Origin of the sequence: Rapidithrix thailandica, from assembly GCF_039710355.1 — a bacterium.
Taxonomy (GTDB): domain Bacteria; phylum Bacteroidota; class Bacteroidia; order Cytophagales; family Flammeovirgaceae; genus Rapidithrix; species Rapidithrix thailandica.
The window spans coordinates 71,447-88,439 of record NZ_JBDKWZ010000009.1 but is presented as its reverse complement, the minus strand read 5'-3'; the positions used below and the strand labels follow the sequence as shown (position 1 = coordinate 88,439).

The window sequence follows — 16,993 nt, the reverse complement described above, 5'->3', positions numbered from 1 at the left end:
TATGAATTATCTGGTTATTGGGCAGAAAAAATCCGAAGATAATCTAAATTTTCACAAAAATCATAAGTAGCTGTGAATAAAGCGATTGATTTCAATACTTCAGCTTTTTAGAGAATTAACATGTATATTATTCCGGCTCAGTAGCTGTTTTGTAAAGAAGAAAATAGTATTATTGCCCCCATTTACGAATTTGAGGCTTCTTTAAAAGAAATCGGGTTGTTCAGACCTTTTGAAGGGGCTGTGGATATGCAAAACCGAGAAAGGGTTAACTATTGTTTTTGTATTCTGTCATAAGGGTTTTTCAAGGCAATTTAAATTTTAACCGCTTCTCTTTTCTATATCCCTATTCACTTTCTTAATTTTGTAGTTGCTTTTAACACCTAACTAATAAAGTTGTATGACACTGAAAGATATTGCAGCAGTAGCTGGTAAACCGGGACTTTTTAAGATCTTAAAACCTACTAAGTCAGGAGTTATCGTAGAGTCATTGGATAAAAAAAAGCTGAAGTCTGTTGTAAATGCTAGTCAGCGAGTATCTATTCTACAGGAAATTTCTGTATACACTACCACTGAGGAAGAGTCGGTACCTTTAAAACAGGTTCTATTGAGCATCCGTGAAAAGCATGGAGACAACGTAGAGGTAAGTACTACCGATGCAGATGCATTGAGAGCTTTTATCGAAGAGATTCTGCCTGAGTACGATCAAGAACGGGTATACACTTCGGATTTGAAAAAACTGGTGAACTGGTTTAACATCCTTGTTGAGTATGTACCCGAAGTATTAGATCCTGAACCGGAAGAAGAAGAGAAAGAAGAAACACAAGAAGAAGTGAGTGAAAAAGAAGAAGCTGCTAAAAAGTAATTCTTTTTTCCAATGTGTATAGCATCCCCCAATGTATTATGAACACATTGGGGGATGTATTTTTTTATGCAAACCACTATTCGATTGCTTGACTTTAGGATTGCTCTGCCATTGCTTTTAACAAATGCCTGACTTCCTGAGTAGATTTTATGTTGTACTTGGCATTGGATGAAGTAAAGCCCACTTTGATGGTATAAGCACCTTCCGGCATCTCAATAAATGTATCTTCATCTGTCACATCATCGCCAATGGCCATGACGAAATCCCAGGCGGTTTCTCCCAACCACTTCCGGGCTGCTTTTCCCTTGTTTACATCCCGGTTTTTAATTTCAATCACTTTATTCCCCTCCATGGTTTGTAAGTTCATATTACCAATCAGGTAATTCATATTACTGAGCAACTCCCTGGAACGCAATGCTCCAAACTCCACATCCGCTTTCCGGTAATGCCAAACCAAGGAGTAATCTTTATCTTCAATAAACGAACCGGGAGTCCTGTCTACATACTGTTCCAGAATATGACGGATTTTTTCTTTCCATTCCTGATGTAAATTTTCAATCAAATGCCATTCTTGCCCTTGTCCCCGTAGCCAAACGCCATGTTCGGCAATCAGATCCACAGGCAAATGCCCCAGCCAGTTTTCCAGCGTATGGCGATCCCGCCCGGAAATAATCACCACCCGGTTTTTAGGATTGCTTGCAAGTTGTTCCAATAGTTGATACAACTCCGCATCCGGCTTGGCATCTTCCGGCCTTTTCACAAAGGAGCGCAAGGTGCCATCGTAATCGAGAAACAATATTCTCTTTTTGCCTGCGGAGTAACGGTCCAACAATTTTTGATGATTATTTTTATGGATAAATCGCAATTCTAATTCCGTTTGCTTCTGCTTTACAATCTCCAATTGCTCCATAAACATTTCCACCCAACGATGGATATTATAGCGTTTCAGTTTGTTTTGCATTTCTTCATTGCGTGCAATCTGTTCTTCCTCCGGCATCGTGAGTGCCTGGTACATAGCATCTACAATTTGCTGAATATCGTTAGGGTTGACCAAGATGGCTTCGGAAAGCTCTTTGGCCGAACCCGCCATCTCACTTAAAATCAAAACACCTTTTTTATCCAATTTACTGGCTATAAACTCTTTACATACCAGATTCATCCCGTCTCGCAAAGGGGTAATCAAAGCGACTTCTGCCGAAGAATACAAAGCCGATAATCCATGAAAAGAAAACGACCGGTAAAAGTAGTGAATCGGAGTCCAGTCCATCCGGCTATATTTCCCATTCAACCAACCCACCATGGTGTCAATTTCTTCTTTCAAGGCTTGGTACTGGTCTACTTTTACCCTGGACGGCACGACAATCAGCACCAGAGATACTTTGCCGATATATTCGGGGTACCGGGTAAAAAAGATATCCATCGCCTTCAAGCGCTGTTTAATCCCTTTGGAATAATCCAGTCGGTCAATAGAAATGATTACTTTTTGATCGGACAGAAGCTTTTCATATCGCTTATATTTCTCAATGGTTTGCGGATCTTTGGTACCCCTGGCAAATTTTTCATAATCAATCCCCATTGGAAATGAATCCACCTGAATCAAGCGGTTTTCTTTTTTGACCAGCCCCATGGTGTTGTTATGGCCCAATATCCGGCTGACCGAACTGAGAAAGTGCCGCATATCGTCATAGGTGTGGAAGCCAATAAGGTCGGAGCCAAGCATGCCTTCCAAAATTTGTTTCCTCCAAGGCAACAAGCGGAAAATCTCAAATGAAGGAAAAGGAATATGCTGAAAGAAACCAATGGTTGCATTGGGAAGTTTTTCCCGGATCATGCTCGGAAGCAAAAGCAATTGATAATCGTGTACCCAAATCACATCGTCCGGACCGGCATATTGCAAAACTTGAGCACAAAACTTACGATTAACCCTTTCGTAAGCTTCCCACAACACTTGTTGATATTGCGCATATTCGGTAAAATAGTGGAATAAAGGCCAGAGCGTTTTATTACTAAAGCCTTCATAAAATTCATGCACATCCTCTTCCGTAAGGAACACCGGGGCCATATGGTCGTTGCGCAAATTTTGAGTAATCAGGTCCTTTTCCGCTTCTTGTTGGCTATACAGGCCGGGCCACCCGATCCAAAGGTTATTGCCTTGCCGGTACACCGAGCTTAGTCCTGTAGCCAGGCCTCCTGCACTGGGTTTGAAAGTCAAATTTCCATCTTCCCGCTGAATAGTAACCGGAAGTCTGTTTGAAACAATAATGATTTTCTTTTCAGGCATATTCAAATGTATTTGATTGTGTTTTTTGGGAGTCATTTCAACTTATGAAGTTGGTAGGAAGCAAATACTTGAACCGGGGGATACCACTAGGATTCTGGCACATTCAAAACCCCTGAATAAAACAAGTCCCCTGTTATTAAAAAAGTAGAATGGTCTGATACCTGTGGAAGGGGACATATATCATCCTCCGGGAAACGATCCTGATACTCACTTCCTTATTTTTCATCAGTTTGTTCACCGGTTCGGTCACTCAAGGATTCATATAAATTTAACAAATTTGCGAGAGAATGGTCTGAAAAAAACGGAGAAGTCGATCAGAACCTCCTTCTGAGGTCATATACCCTTTCTTTCACCAGGAATATAAGTGAAACGAGCTATAAATAAATACAAAAATTTCAGGAGAATCGAAAGTAAACCGAAGGGAAATTCAAGAAATGCAAAGTATACAATCTTTTGAGAATTAAGCACCTTCGTCATTCAGGAAAGAAAAAAGCTCTCACTCCTCACACTCTTTTGCTGTCTCACCCCGGCCAGTTTTTCTATCATTATTTGGGACGCACTTCTTTTTTATGTAATTGCTCAAATTGCATTTTTTTAATTTTATAAATTTCTCTATTTATTTTGAATGATTATTAAAAAACAAATAAATATTTTGAAAATTTGTCAACGATTCGTTGATTTGCAGTAAACCGGTGCAAGCTGGCTTTCACGACCTTCAAATAACAACACTACACACACTCCTTTACACCAACTGGACAAAAAAGCATCTCAATTGCGTTCCTGATGATTGATTCATATAGGATTAATGTTGTAAATTAAGAGAAGCATTCATCGAGGAAAAAACAGGACAAAAGCGAGAAATTATTAAATCAATTATAGCTATGCGAATAGGTATTCTGAATGAACAGCATGATCACCGTGTTGCGATTAATCCAGAGGTAGCCCAAAAGCTGATTGCGGAGGGTAATGAACTTTGGGTCGAAAAAAATGCAGGCGCACAAGCCTTTTTTAGTGATCAAGACTATGCCACTGCCGGAGCAAAACTGGTGGAACGGGAGCAAATCCTGAAAGATACGGAGTTAGTGATCTCCATCCACCCGGTCAACGGAAAGGAGCTTTCCCAATTACAGGGAAAAGTATACATCAGTTCCTTTGCCCCGTTTACCGAAGGGGTAGATCTTAGCCCCGTTGCCGAAGCAGGGATCACAGCACTTAGTCTGGACATGATTCCACGGTCCACTATTGCCCAATCCATGGATATTTTATCCTCCATGGCCTCCATTGCCGGGTATCTATCCGTCATTGAAGCTGCTAAACACCTTCCCCGTTATTTCCCTATGCTCACCACGGCTGCCGGCACCATTCCGCCCGCCAAAGTATTGGTATTGGGAGCGGGAGTAGCCGGGCTGCAAGCCATTGCCACTGCCAAGCGCTTAGGGGCCGTCATCGAAGCCTTTGACACCCGGGCCGCAGCCAAAGAGGAAGTCCAAAGTTTAGGGGCAAAGTTTGTGGAAGTAGAAGGAGCAACCGATGACAAAGCTGCCGGAGGCTATGCCGTGGAGCAGTCTGAGGAGTATAAAAAGAAACAACAGGCCCTGATTAAAGAAAAGATTGAAAAATCCGATGTAGTCATTACGACCGCCCAACTCCGGGGGAAACGCGCTCCTATCCTGATCAAAAAGGATATGGTGGAAGCCATGAATCCCGGGTCGGTTATTGTGGATCTGGCGGCCTCTACCGGTGGTAACTGTGAATTGACTAAAAATGAAGCAGTCATCGAACACAAAGGTGTTACCATCATTGGGAACTCTAACTTGGCAGCCGAATTGCCTATGAACGCCAGTCAGCTTTATGCCAAAAATATTCATAACTACCTGAAGGTCTTTTTGAAGGAAGGAAAACTGGAATTGGACTTTGACAACGAGATTATCAAATCCTCTTGTATTGCCCATGACGGTACTGTGAGATATGAAAACCCTTTTGCGGCTAATCACAAACCTTTAGAGGTAGAAAACTCCAACTAAGCCTGTCGATAGTTGGTACCTATGTCATAATTTTTTTTCCGAAAAAAAATTCAAATCTGCTATACTCATGCTAGAATTTTTACAAAATAACCTCTTGATGATCTACATTCTCACCTTTGCGGTATTCACAGGAATGGAAGTCATTTCAAAGGTTCCCACGGTGCTCCACACCCCTCTGATGTCCGGGGCCAATGCCATTAGTGGTGTGGTCATTATTGGAGCAATTTTATTGATTCGCCAAGCCCAACCGGACGATTACCTGGTACTTATTCTGGGATTTTTGGGCATTTCTTTGGCCATGATCAATGTTGTCGGTGGTTATGCGGTGACCGACCGGATGCTGGATATGTTTAAGAAAAAGAAAAAATCTTAAATCCGGCAGTACGACACCAAGAGGTCGAGTTGACCCTTTGTGTAAAAACTCCGGGTTGTAAGCGGGCGCTTCTACTTCCATTGAAAATTTGTTTTCAACTCTTTATAAGTGCCGCATAACATCCCGGGAAACACCTCTAATTATTTTTTCACTTTAAATTCAAGATTACCGTGTGGAATTTAAGCATTGAATATATCTATCTGATCAGTATCATTCTGTTCATTATAGGCTTGAAAAAACTGGGTCATCCGGAAACTGCCCGCAAAGGAAATTTAATTGCCGCAGCCGGAATGGGTTTGGCCATTATCGTTACCTTATTTACCCCGTTGGAAGGAGCCTCCAACAATTACCTATGGGTGGTAGCCGGGATGTTGGTCGGTTCAGCCATCGGTTTTGTCGCTGCCAAAAAAGTGCTGATGACCAAAATGCCGGAAATGGTATCCCTTTTCAACGGACTGGGAGGAGCCTGTTCCATGTTGATTGCGATTGTAGAATTAAACAATATGGGGCCCGAAGCCAGCCTGGGCAATGCACAAGGACTCACTACGATTTTTGCCTTGTTCATCGGAAGTATTTCCTTTACGGGAAGTATTATCGCCTATGGTAAACTGGACGGTTTCTTACGGGATACCTTGGTTTTACCCGCTCCTCAATTCATTAACACCGGCTTACTTCTGGTGATCATCGCCTACAGTGGTTATTTAATGACTTTGCCGGTTGTTGATTTTAACCTTACCCTAATTCTATTGGCCTTGTCATTGGTGTATGGGGTTACTTTTGTGACACCGATCGGTGGCGGAGATATGCCGGTGGTAATCTCTTTGCTCAACTCCTTTACGGGTTTGGGAGCCGCAGGTGCCGGGTTAATTTACGACAACAAGGTGATGGTAGTAGGAGGAATCCTGGTAGGAGCTTCCGGTACCATCCTGACCATACTGATGTGTAAAGCTATGAACCGCTCTTTGATTAATGTAGTGATCGGAGGATTTGGTAGTAGTGCCAAAGCCGTAGGTTCCAGCAGGGAAGAAATCGTAAAAGAGGCTACTCCTTCCGATTTGGCTATTCAGTTAAAATATGCCTCCAAAGTATTGATTGTTCCGGGATACGGGCTAGCCGTAGCCCAGGCACAACACACGATCCATGAGTTAGAACAAATGCTGGAAAACGAGGGTGTGAATGTTCGTTACGCCATTCACCCGGTGGCAGGGAGAATGCCCGGGCATATGAATGTATTGCTGGCCGAAGCCGATGTGCACTACGACAAACTGTTGGAGCTGGAAGATGCCAATAAAGAAATGCAATCGACAGACATGGTTTTGGTTATCGGAGCAAACGATGTGGTCAATCCTGCCGCAAAAGAAGATCCGGCCAGCCCGATATTCGGAATGCCTATTCTGGATGTGGAAACGGCCAAAAACGTAACGGTATTGAAACGTGGAATGAGTGCCGGATACGCGGGAATTCAGAACCAATTGTTTTTCGGAGACAAAACCAAAATGCTCTTTGGAGATGCCAAATCATCGATCAATAAGCTCATCGATGAAGTTTCACAAGTTTAAATTAAGAAAGCGAAAAATTATACTTCACCAAAAAACCCAGCATCCTACCCGGATACTGGGTTTTTTGTGTTCAAAACTTGGCGCTTAGCAATTTCTTTTCTATACTCATCCCCTTATTAAGATGGTAAAACCTAAAACGACTCACACCTGAAAGCTCTATTGCGATACCCGGTTACGTATTTGTTGATTGTCCTCAATTTGCTGGTGTTTCTAGGCATGTGGTTCGCGGACGTGGACTACCTGATGCCTCAAGCCTTGGAGTTACTGCATTGGGGAGCCAATTTTAATCCTTATACCTTGGGGACTGAGTGGTGGAGAATGTTCACACACCTGTTTGTACACTTTGGTGTTGTTCACCTCGGGGCAAATATGCTGGCATTGTTTGCATTGGGAAGGGAAGTGGAGAAGCTTATGGGAAGCGGGCCTTTTCTGGCAGCCTACCTCTTGTGTGGTTTGGCCGGAGGAATTGTCAGTACCGGGTGGAATACCATGACCATCTCTTGCGGAGCATCCGGAGCTATTTACGGTCTGTTGGGCATCAGCATTGCTTATGCCATAGCCATCAAGGGAGACTGGCTGGAGGGATTGCTTTTCCTGTTAATGATTCTGGCGATCAGCATCGCCATCGATTTAATCATGCCTCTCGACCATGCATCCCATGCCGGAGGTTTATTAATGGGATTGCTGATCGGTTTGTATCAATACCGCCCTTTTAAAATCTTCAAAAAAAAGCTACAACTTTTACCCGCTCTAAGTATCCTGTTGTTAATTGTTTTTCTGATCCTTCCCAGAAGTCAATTCAGGTATTATCAGGCTTTTCAATTATTTCTAAAAAACGAACAAGAAGCACTCCGCATCAGTCGTCAAGATTATTCCAATGATAAAGCATACATCGAATCCTTAAAAGAGATTCAAACTCTGTGGACGGGCACACAAAAGGAGCTTCAAAAGCAAAATCACTTACCAGACAAATTAGCAGAAGACAAATATGTCCTTTCTCAATATTGTAGTTTGAAACAGAAGGACATTGAATTCCGCTTGAATAGCATTGAAAAGGAATCGTATATCTATTGGGACAGTATGGAAATTGTACAACAAGTACTTGACACACTTCCCAAGCTCCACTTCGTATTAAATTATGAACAGTCTCCTTCCCCGGCTTCACCACCGGTACAGCCCACTACTTCACAAGCACCTTTACTTCTTCCTGTAAAGCTATACTATGACAGTGCCTGGCAGGAAACCGAAGCCTGGGATGCGGTGTATTACCGAGTGGGCACTCAAGATTCTTTGGGAAGGTGGCAAGGAAAAGTAAGGGACTATTACCTGGATGGCACCGTACAAATGAAGGGCTACTATACTGATGGGCTTAAAGACGGGGTCTTTTTGTATTACAATCCACAAGGAGGGTACGATGCGGCCGGAGTGTACGACAGGGAAATCAAAACCGGAAAGTGGGAATACTTTCACCCGAATGGCCAACTGAAAAGCAAGTACAATTACCAAGGACAGACCTATGTATTACAAACCTGGGACAGCCTCGGAAATCCTGTGATCCGGCAAGGCAATGGAATGTATGAAGAACGCTATCCTAATGGGGTCATTCAGCGAAAAGGGCATTATGTAAACGGACTTCCTCAAGGGGTTTGGTTGGGGTATTATGAAAACGGACAACCTTATTTCAAGGAATATTATGAACAAGGTGATTTGATTAGAGGAATCTCTTACAGCCCGGACGGGCATCAGTATCAATACGATGAAAGTAGCAAGTACCCTCATCCAACAGGCGGTAGAGAAGTTTTTTTCCAGTTTGTAAGGACTCACCAATACTACCCTTCAGAAGCCCAAAAAGAAAACATTCAAGGAGAGGTCACAATGATTTTTGAAGTAAGCAAGCAAGGTATTATTTCCAACATCGTCTTTTACAAATCTTTGGGGGAAGCTTGTGATCAAGAAGCTCAACGCTTGCTACTAGAAGGACCGGCCTGGCGGCCGGCCAAGTTGTACGGACAGGAGGCCATTCACAGTCAGGCAATGATCAGCGTTCCATTTCCGGTACTTCAACCCTAACACACAAAAAAGCCACACCGGAACGACCAGTGGGCTTTTTATTAATTGGAAAATATAGCTACGAAATCGCTAGACACTGGTAATGACTGCAAGCGGTTATGATCTCTTGGGGTAAAAAAATGCTAACAATCAAACTAAAGGGGGTAAAGTCACCATGCCTATGAAATCGGAATTTTCCTCATTACATTTCATCTGTCAAACAGTAGCGTTTAAAAAATCCGGTCAATCAATGATAGTATTCGATAGAATCAATATCCCAATAAGGCCGGCTGAGCGCATCGGCCCGCAAGATTTCCTCTATAGCTAACTTGCTAAGGGAAAGTTTGGAAATACCTGCTTCCCTCAAAATATATTGTACCTCATCAAGAAATGCCGTCTCATTAATTTCGTTTTCAAAAGCTTTGTTGTAATATTCTTTCAGCTTCATCAAAACAAACATAATCTCAGATTTAGTGATCAATTTTTTATAGTAATCATCCAAGTTCCAAAACACAGTTGTCACAGCTTGGATATCAACAAATTCAGTGTTTTTCATGGCATAAGGGGATTTAAGAATTCATCCGTACATCATTTTAATTAATACAAATAAAGCCGCTGAGGCCGTAAAGGATTTACGGTTTGAAATTTTGAGCAAAAAAATGTTAAAAAAAATAGAAAAAAGCAGGTAGGGAAGTGAGTCATCCATTGCAGGAATTTCACACACCTCCGCTATACGATAGAGATGGGTTGACTCAAGCCAACCTCTTGGCACGATAACTTACCATGTTACAGAATAGCGATTATTGCAAATTGCTAAACCAGTCCACCAACTTTTGTCTGTCTTCCGGACTCAATTTGGCATTTCCATGCATCCAGGTATAGCTTTCCAAAGGCATCTCACCCTCTTTCAGTTCTTCCACACATTCTTCCAGTTTGTGTTCTTTCCTCTCGGTGGAATAATCGGCCCAGGTAGAGAAATTCAGGTGTTCCCGCCCTTCATTAATATGATGTTTGATCCACCAAGAAACGGGAGCGACACTCGTATACCAAGGATATGCGGTCTGGTTAGAATGGCAATCATAACAGGAGCCTTGCAAAAGCAACTTAATATCGTTGGGAACCGGATGAATTGCAGTAATGTCCTTGCTGGGGTCGAGTACCGGGTTGGTTTTGTCAATGGGGAAAAACTGCATCATCACCGCCAGAATAGCGACAATTGCCAATATAGTAGTTCCTTTTTTGTTCATCGTTGTTTGATTTTTCACGGGTGATTGTTAATGAAAAGAGAGAAGTGGCATCAGGTAAAAATGTAAATAGCTTCCGTTAAAAAAATACTTGTATCCTGTTGTGTATACCTGTTTCTTTTAAAGAAAAAATAAATATAAGCATTTTTAAGAATTCTCATCATCCGTTACTCCGGGACAATATAGACGTTTTACGGTTTTCCTCCGCTTCCATTCAACCGGAGTCAAGTCTCCGGCACTTTGATGAAAAATAGCAAAGACTCTTACCCGCCCTTCTCCGGAATTGTTTTAATTTTGAGGCATTCCTGAAATGGTACTTTGAGACAAATAACCCTCATACAACATGGACAACCGGCCGATAGGAGTTTTCGATTCAGGATTGGGAGGGCTTTCTGTTTGGAAAGAAATCGCCCAATTGCTACCTGAGGAAAGTCTGGTATATTATGCAGACAGTAAATATTGCCCTTATGGTTCCAAAACACAAGCTTCCTTAATAGAGCTAAGCAGAAGTATTACCCAGTTTTTAATCAAAGAAAACTGCAAGCTGGTAGTGGTAGCCTGTAATACAGCCACCGCAGCAGCTATTACCACTTTACGGAATGAGTTTCCCTTGCCTTTTGTCGGGATGGAACCGGCTATCAAACCGGCAGCTTTGCACTCTCAAACCGGGCATATTGGGGTTTTAGCCACGGAAAACACCTTTAAAGGCAACCATTTCAACACTACCAAAACCAAACATGCATCGGCAACGCATGTGCATACCCAAATCGGACACGGCTTGGTGGAACTGGTAGAAGCCGGACAACACAATACCCCTGAGGCTATTTCCCACTTAAGTCAACTTTTACAGCCTTTATTAGGCTACCCGATTGACCACTTGGTGTTGGGCTGTACACACTACCCTTTTTTGGAAGGCGCTTTACAAGGTGTAATTTCAAAAGAGGTAAAAATTGTCAATCCGGCTCCGGCAGTGGCGCGCCAGGTACAAAAAGTTTTGCTCTCGGAAAACATGCAGTGTCAATCGCCACACAAACCGCAGTTTCTCTTTTATACTTCGGGAGAAGTACTACACCTCCAAGCTTTTATGCAAGAACATTTGTCTCTTGACATGGAGGGAATTTTGGTAAAAAGCGTATAAAGTACAAATCCCGAAGCTTTCACTCCGGGATTTGTAACAGTATCGAATATCTATATACCGATTAATTTTCGGGCATCGCTTCTAATTTCTTCTGAACCGCATCGTACTTGTCTTTCATTTCCAACACATTGTACATTCTGGACAAAAGCTCGAAGATTTGCTTTTCGCTAGCGTTCAACTCAGTCGCTTTTTCGAAATAAGGGATAGACTTTGTGTACCATTCTTTCACTTTCGCTTCCAAAGTATCTCCGGTTTCTCTGTCCTTGTAGCGGCCACGGCTATCCAACTCCAGCTCGTTGATCTTTTTGTAGATCTGTACAGCTTCGTTGTAATACAACGCTCCTAAGCTATAGTGAGCATCGTAGTACTCAGGATCAATCTCCAAGGTCTTTTTATAATACTCCTCTGCTTTGGCTACTTCTCCTTTCCGGTCGTATAAGATACCCATGTTGAACAACAACGGCTTATTTTTCGGATCTTTCTCCAAGGCATCTTTGATGTTTGCGATGGCCTCATCGGTTTTTTCCGTTTTGATATAAATGTTAATTTCCTGTACCAACAAATCCATGTTTTCAGGGTTGGCAGCTTTACCGGCTTTGATCACTTCCAGAGCTTTGTCATAGTCTTCTTCTTCCAAAGCATAGTTGGCCAAGATGTTGAACAAGTAAGGCTTTTTGTAATCCATTTTGATCAACTTGTCGGCATATTCTTCCACCACTTTTCTATCACCTAACTCATAGGCAATCATGGCTACGTTACTCGCTACAGAAGTATCCTGAGGCTTAATCACACTGGCTTTTTGGAAAAATTCCAAAGCACCTTCCATGTCATTATTGTTGTAAAATTCAACACCTTTGTTGAAAACTTCACCATACATTTGGTCTTTTTGCAAGTTAGCATACCCATAGTATACGCTTCCTTCTTTTTCATTTTTCAGGATTACGTTATACGTTTCGATCGCTGTTTTCAAAGGCTTTTCCGCCAAGCTTTTGTCTGCCTCTTCTTTGGAGAGAGCAATTGCCTGATATACTTTTCCTTTGATGAATAAAGTTTTGGCCTTTGGAATAGGATCTTTCCCTTTACTTTCCAGTTTATCCACCTCTTTTTTCACAGCAGCGTCAATCTCCGCCTTAGCCAGTTTCAATTCACCTTTGCCCAGATAAGCCTCTGCTTTAGCAACAGATCCCTTCACATCTTGAGCCATCGCTGCACCCAAAACTCCAAGCGATATGATGAATGTCAGAATTAGTTTTCTCATTAGTAAAATATTTTAAAATTGAATGAATATAACAAATTTAAAAATGGAATTATTTTAATAAAACCCCAGGACAAATTTTACCTTTTTACAATCCTTATTCCACATTTTCTTCTACCGGTCCATTTTCACCTTGGGTTTCTTCATTCCCATTCTCTTCGATTTCTACGGTTTCTACAGAAGAAATCTCATCATTTTCATTCAAGCGGATCAATTTCACCCCTTGAGTAGCACGCCCCATCACCCGCAGGCCATTGACTGCCATACGGATAATAATCCCCAAACGGGTAATAATCATCAGGTCGCTGTTGTCTTCTACGATTTTAATTCCTACCAATCCACCGGTTTTTTCCGTAATGTTCAAGGTTTTCACCCCTTTACCACCCCGGTTAGTCACCCGGTAGCCATCGATAGAAGAACGTTTTCCAAAGCCTTTTTCAGAAACCACCAACAAGCTGGCATTCGGATCATTGGCACATACCATTCCCACTACCCGGTCTTCTTCGTTGGCCAAGGTAATACCTCTCACTCCGGTAGATACTCGACCCATTGAACGCACTTTGCTTTCGTGGAAACGGATTGCCCTTCCGGAATACAATGCAGCAATGATTTCGCTCTCTCCATTGGTCAATTGCACATTCAACAGACGGTCTCCTTCGTTGATATTGATAGCATTGATTCCATTCTGACGAGGACGGGAATATGCTTCCAGAGGTGTTTTCTTAATCAAACCTTTCTGAGTACAGAACACCAGATAGTTGTTGTTCACATACTCTTCGTCTTTGAGGTTTTTGGTATTGATAACTGCTTGTACCCGGTCATCCCGGTCTATCTGAATCAAGTTTTGCAAAGGCCTTCCTTTGGACGTTTTGCTCCCTTCCGGTACTTGGTACACTTTCAACCAATATACTTTACCCGTTTTGGTAAAAATCAACAAGTAATTATGATTGGTCGCAATAAACAAGTGCTCCGTAAAATCATCTTCTTTGGTAACTACCCCTTTGGAGCCTACACCACCCCGCCCTTGTTGACGGTATTCTTTAAGAGGGGTCCGTTTGATATATCCTTGGTGAGAAATGGTGATCACCATCTCTTCGTCAGGAATCATATCTTCGATGTCCAACTCATCGGCATTCATTTCGATTACCGACCTTCTTTCATCTCCGTATTTTTCTTTCAGTGCAGCCAATTCCTCTTTGATGATGTTCATCCGGAGTTCTTCACTGCCCAATATTTCTTTTAATTTCTCAACTAAGATCGTCACCTCTTTGTGCTCTGCCTGGATCTTGTCAATTTCCAGGCCTGTCAAACGCTGCAAACGCATGTCCAGAATGGCTTTGGCTTGGATTTCGGTCAGTCCAAAGTTTGTCATCAAGCCTTCCCGGGCAATCTCCGGGTCTTTCGATCCCCGGATCAAAGCGATCACATCATCCAGATTATCCAGCGCGATCAAGTACCCCTCCAAAATATGCAGGCGCTTTTCCGCTTCTTTCAAATCGTAGCGGGTGCGTCTCACCACCACTTCGTGACGATGCTCCACATACGCTTTGATCAAGTCTTTCAAGTTAAGCAAAGCTGGGCGGCCTTTCACCAACGCGATGTTGTTGACATTGAAAGACGTTTGAAGTTGGGTATGTTTAAAAAGAGTGTTCAGTACTACCTCGCCTACGGCATCTTTTTTCAGTTCGTATACAATCCGGATACCTCTACGGTCCGATTCATCCCGGATATCACTGATGCCTTCAATTTTCTTTTCATTGACCATGGCCGCCGTCTTCTCGATCATCATCGCTTTGTTGACCATATAAGGAATTTCGGTCACGATGATTTGCTCCCGGCCGGTTTTGGTCGTTTCAATCTGGGCGACAGCACGCATCACAATTCTGCCCCTTCCGGTTTCAAAGGCTTTTTTCACCCCTTCATACCCGTAAATAATTCCCCCGGTAGGGAAATCAGGACCTTTCACATGCTCCATCAACTCCATGATGGTAATCTCACGGTTCTCAATGTAGGCATTGATTCCGTTGATCACTTCCCTCAGGTTATGCGGTGGCATGCTGGTAGCCATCCCCACCGCAATCCCCGTAGTACCGTTCACCAAAAGGCTGGGTAGTTTACTGGGCAGTACGGTAGGCTCCTTTAAGGAGTCGTCAAAGTTGGGTTGGAAATCTACCGTGTCTTTGTTTAAGTCCCCCAGCATTTCGCCCGCAACCTCTTTGAGACGGGCCTCGGTATAACGCATCGCTGCCGGAGAGTCTCCGTCAATCGATCCAAAGTTTCCCTGGCCGTCTACCAACATGTAGCGCAAAGACCAAGGTTGTGCCATCCGCACCATCGAATCGTACACGGATGAGTCGCCATGTGGGTGATACTTACCTAAAACTTCACCGACAATTCTGGCGGATTTTTTATACGGGCGGTTGTAACTCATACCCAGTTCACTCATTCCGTAAAGGACTCTACGGTGAACCGGTTTTAACCCATCTCTCACATCGGGTATGGCCCGAGAGATGATGACGGACATCGAATAGTCGATGTACGCACCCCGCATTTCATCTTCGATATTAATCGAGATAATCTTTTCTCCTTCTGCCATTCAATTGTTTGTTTATTGTACTGGAATTTTATGACTCTACTGCCTTGCCTTCTTCTGGGGCAAGTAGCCGTAGTTTAGAGTATGTTTAAATTTTGTGGCGGTATTCCGCCTTTGCTTTGCAAAGGATTATGTTTAAACATGCTCATATATATAGGTTATGCCTAATTTTCTATAGTTGCCAGCCTTTTAGGGGAATACTCTCTAATCCGCTTAATTTGGCGTGGCGCACTGCTTTGTACCACTTTGCCAGAATTATTTCTCATACCTAGAATTCCAGCGTATTTAAGCGGACTACAAATTGGGGTGCAATTTATATAAAATTGTTCATTTTTAGGGGAGTATGAGGGATTATTTCACGTATATCCTTCTGAAGGATAGCCTCCCTCCTGTTTGATAGATCTACGATCTGTAAAAAGGCTAAAAACGAATAAAAAACCGGTAGGTCAACCGGCCTTTTTTTCAATTTACCTTTTCGGTTCTACTTATTCACCAAGGAAATTCGCCTTTCCCAAACGCTTCTATCTCTAGAAAATGGCCTTATGAAAAAAAGCTACACGGGAGGCAAACAAAAAGCCCGGCTTGTCAACCAGGCTTTAAATGTTTGAAATAGCTAGTTAATCGTATCTTTATGTCTATGAATGTTGGCAATAGATTATTATGCCCGGCTAGGATAGAATAACATCAATCTTGGAACACTCACTACCTTCTATCAAGTTCCAATTACTCTGTCGAGGTGGGTATACCCTCCGTCTACATAGAGATGTTGCCCGGTGATATGCGAAGCCCGGTCAGAGGCCAAAAACACCACCATATCGGCAATTTCTTCACTGGTTGTAAAACGTTGCCCCAGAGGGATACGCTGCGCAATGGCTTGTTTCTTTTCTTCCGGATCGTCAAAGCGGTTCACATACTCTTCGTACAGGGGGGTCCAGGTTTCAGCCGGAATTACTTCATTTACCCGGATATTGTATGGCAGCAGTTCTACCGCCCATTCGCGGGTCAATGCCTGAGTACCTCCTTTTGACGCAGCATACCCGGAAGTTCCACCTTGCCCGGTCACAGCTACTTTCGAGCCTACATTAATAATGGTACCTTTGGTCTCGATCAATGCCGCTTTGGCAAAATGCGCCAAGGTATAATAATGGAAGATATTCAGTTGCAAAGAAGCCATAAACTTTTCCGGCCCCGCATCCAGGCCTGTCCCATCGTTGTACCCTGCATTATTCACCAAACCGTCAATTTTGCCCAATTTTTCCAATGTTTGGTCGATCACACCTTTACAACCCTCCACCGTTGAAAGGTCCGCTTTGACAAAGATGGTATCTACCCCGATTTCTTTGATCTTGTCCAATACCTGTTGTCCCCGTGCTTCATTTCTGCCGACTAGTACCGGGATGGCCCCCTCTTCGGCAAATGTATAAGCAATGGCTTCCCCTATTCCCCGGGTACTTCCGGTGATGATATATACTTTATTTTTTATATGTAAATCCATGATTAAAGTAATTATGGTAAATGCCTTGATGCGTTCGTTCTTGGAATGCGATAAAAAAGAAGGTCATTGCATTTGCCCAAGTCCTTTTTCCTCTGATTTCCTTTTTACCAATCTATCTTA

The 16,993-nt window shown here is 42.8% G+C and carries 12 protein-coding genes; 6 read left to right on the top strand and 6 right to left on the bottom strand.

All coding sequences use genetic code 11. From position 1 onward, the window contains the following. The first annotated feature begins 397 nt into the window (after positions 1-397). A complete protein-coding gene (locus AAG747_RS16420) occupies positions 398-862 on the top strand; it encodes a DUF5606 family protein (RefSeq protein WP_346822289.1) in 465 nt (154 codons plus the stop codon). A gap of 94 nt (positions 863-956) precedes the next feature. Here the strand turns inward: AAG747_RS16420 and AAG747_RS16415 are convergent, their stop codons facing one another. Beyond that, entirely contained in the window at positions 957-3,143 is a 2,187-nt protein-coding gene (locus AAG747_RS16415) for a bifunctional alpha,alpha-trehalose-phosphate synthase (UDP-forming)/trehalose-phosphatase (RefSeq protein WP_346822288.1), read from the bottom strand. 881 nt (positions 3,144-4,024) lie between these two features. On the opposite strand from AAG747_RS16415, the gene AAG747_RS16410 reads away from it, so the two are divergent. From AAG747_RS16410 to AAG747_RS16395, 4 genes are all read left to right on the top strand, one after another. Beyond that, positions 4,025-5,167 carry a Re/Si-specific NAD(P)(+) transhydrogenase subunit alpha gene (locus tag AAG747_RS16410; RefSeq protein ID WP_346822287.1) on the top strand — a complete coding sequence of 381 codons (1,143 nt, stop codon included), beginning with the start codon at positions 4,025-4,027 and terminating at the stop codon, positions 5,165-5,167. Between the two features lie 67 nt (positions 5,168-5,234). Beyond that, positions 5,235-5,540: an NAD(P) transhydrogenase subunit alpha part 2 gene (locus AAG747_RS16405; RefSeq protein WP_346822286.1), complete on the top strand. Its 306-nt coding sequence runs from the start codon at positions 5,235-5,237 to the stop codon at positions 5,538-5,540. Positions 5,541-5,710: 170 nt separating this feature from the next. Then, entirely contained in the window at positions 5,711-7,099 is a 1,389-nt protein-coding gene (locus AAG747_RS16400) for an NAD(P)(+) transhydrogenase (Re/Si-specific) subunit beta (RefSeq protein ID WP_346822285.1), read from the top strand. 216 nt (positions 7,100-7,315) lie between these two features. Beyond that, positions 7,316-9,169 (top strand): rhomboid family intramembrane serine protease, encoded by a 1,854-nt coding sequence (locus AAG747_RS16395; protein ID WP_346822284.1) that lies wholly within the window; start codon positions 7,316-7,318, stop codon positions 9,167-9,169. A gap of 226 nt (positions 9,170-9,395) precedes the next feature. Here the strand turns inward: AAG747_RS16395 and AAG747_RS16390 are convergent, their stop codons facing one another. Both AAG747_RS16390 and AAG747_RS16385 read right to left on the bottom strand, forming a co-directional pair. Next, on the bottom strand, positions 9,396-9,704 hold the full coding sequence (locus AAG747_RS16390) for a hypothetical protein (protein ID WP_346822283.1): 309 nt from the start codon (positions 9,702-9,704) through the stop codon (positions 9,396-9,398). A gap of 244 nt (positions 9,705-9,948) precedes the next feature. After that, entirely contained in the window at positions 9,949-10,395 is a 447-nt protein-coding gene (locus AAG747_RS16385; RefSeq protein WP_346822282.1) for a heme-binding domain-containing protein, read from the bottom strand. Between the two features lie 340 nt (positions 10,396-10,735). Between AAG747_RS16385 and murI the strand changes: the two genes are divergently transcribed. Beyond that, positions 10,736-11,530, top strand: a complete 795-nt coding sequence (gene murI, locus AAG747_RS16380) for a glutamate racemase (protein WP_346822281.1) — start codon at positions 10,736-10,738, stop codon at positions 11,528-11,530. A gap of 61 nt (positions 11,531-11,591) precedes the next feature. Here murI and AAG747_RS16375 read toward each other — a convergent pair whose 3' ends face one another. The 3 genes from AAG747_RS16375 to AAG747_RS16365 all read right to left on the bottom strand — a co-directional run bounded on the left by AAG747_RS16375 (position 11,592) and on the right by AAG747_RS16365 (position 16,873). Next, entirely contained in the window at positions 11,592-12,788 is a 1,197-nt protein-coding gene (locus AAG747_RS16375; RefSeq protein WP_346822280.1) for a tetratricopeptide repeat protein, read from the bottom strand. 94 nt (positions 12,789-12,882) lie between these two features. Beyond that, entirely contained in the window at positions 12,883-15,381 is a 2,499-nt protein-coding gene (gyrA, locus tag AAG747_RS16370; RefSeq protein ID WP_346822279.1) for a DNA gyrase subunit A, read from the bottom strand. A 709-nt stretch (positions 15,382-16,090) separates the two neighbouring features. Further along, positions 16,091-16,873: an L-fucose dehydrogenase gene (locus tag AAG747_RS16365; RefSeq protein WP_346822278.1), complete on the bottom strand. Its 783-nt coding sequence runs from the start codon at positions 16,871-16,873 to the stop codon at positions 16,091-16,093. Between the last annotated feature and the right edge of the window lie 120 nt (positions 16,874-16,993).

Bases quoted from the DNA above. Each gene is read 5' to 3' on its own strand.
- AAG747_RS16395 (WP_346822284.1), top strand. From the start codon at position 7,316: ATGTGGTTCGCGGACGTGGACTACCTGATGCCTCAAGCCTTGGAGTTA.
- AAG747_RS16410 (WP_346822287.1), top strand. From the start codon at position 4,025: ATGCGAATAGGTATTCTGAATGAACAGCATGATCACCGTGTTGCGATT.
- AAG747_RS16415 (WP_346822288.1), bottom strand. From the start codon at position 3,143: ATGCCTGAAAAGAAAATCATTATTGTTTCAAACAGACTTCCGGTTACT.
- AAG747_RS16390 (WP_346822283.1), bottom strand. From the start codon at position 9,704: ATGAAAAACACTGAATTTGTTGATATCCAAGCTGTGACAACTGTGTTT.
- AAG747_RS16420 (WP_346822289.1), top strand. From the start codon at position 398: ATGACACTGAAAGATATTGCAGCAGTAGCTGGTAAACCGGGACTTTTT.
- AAG747_RS16405 (WP_346822286.1), top strand. From the start codon at position 5,235: ATGCTAGAATTTTTACAAAATAACCTCTTGATGATCTACATTCTCACC.
- AAG747_RS16365 (WP_346822278.1), bottom strand. From the start codon at position 16,873: ATGGATTTACATATAAAAAATAAAGTATATATCATCACCGGAAGTACC.
- AAG747_RS16375 (WP_346822280.1), bottom strand. From the start codon at position 12,788: ATGAGAAAACTAATTCTGACATTCATCATATCGCTTGGAGTTTTGGGT.
- AAG747_RS16385 (WP_346822282.1), bottom strand. From the start codon at position 10,395: ATGAACAAAAAAGGAACTACTATATTGGCAATTGTCGCTATTCTGGCG.
- murI (WP_346822281.1), top strand. From the start codon at position 10,736: ATGGACAACCGGCCGATAGGAGTTTTCGATTCAGGATTGGGAGGGCTT.
- gyrA (WP_346822279.1), bottom strand. From the start codon at position 15,381: ATGGCAGAAGGAGAAAAGATTATCTCGATTAATATCGAAGATGAAATG.